General features: G+C 41.8%; 1 protein-coding gene and 1 pseudogene. Both read left to right on the forward strand.

Annotation, left to right across the window (positions count from 1 at the left end; all coding sequences use genetic code 11):
- The first annotated feature begins 90 nt into the window (after positions 1-90).
- Positions 91-423, forward strand: a complete 333-nt coding sequence (gene hdeA / locus AC5O77_RS21975; protein ID WP_000756550.1) for an acid-activated periplasmic chaperone HdeA — start codon at positions 91-93, stop codon at positions 421-423.
- Positions 424-538: 115 nt separating this feature from the next.
- Positions 539-651, forward strand: a pseudogene (hdeB, locus tag AC5O77_RS21980) (acid-activated periplasmic chaperone HdeB); the annotation flags it as partial.

A 651-nucleotide genomic window follows, 5' to 3' on the forward strand; every position in this document is an offset into this window, starting at 1 on the left:
CAACATGACATATACAGAAAACCAGGTTATAACCTCAGTGTCGAAATTGATTCGTGACGGCTCTTTCACTTTATAGTTGAGGATATTACGATGAAAAAAGTATTAGGCGTTATTCTTGGTGGTCTGCTTCTTCTGCCAGTTGTGAGCAATGCAGCGGATGCGCAAAAAGCAGCCGATAACAAAAAACCGGTCAACTCCTGGACCTGTGAAGATTTCTTGGCTGTGGACGAATCCTTCCAGCCAACTGCAGTTGGTTTTGCTGAAGCGCTGAACAACAAAGATAAACCAGAAGATGCGGTTTTAGATGTTCAGGGTATTGCAACCGTAACCCCAGCTATCGTTCAGGCTTGTACTCAGGATAAACAAGCCAACTTTAAAGATAAAGTTAAAGGCGAATGGGACAAAATTAAGAAAGATATGTAATTCCGGGAATGCGTTACATCGTATTTCCTTGCATATTGAACAGGCCGGAATATCTTCTTTAAAAGCAGCTATTCCTCCTGTTTGTATATAATCTCTATATTGAATGGGTTACAAAATGAACATTGCATCTCTCCGTAAAGCGTTTATTTTTATGGGCGCTGTAGCGGCTTTGTCACTGGTGAACGCACAATCTGCGCTGGCAGCCAATGAATCCGCTAAAGATATGAC

Source organism: Stenotrophomonas sp. INTA L402-1 (assembly GCF_059295135.1).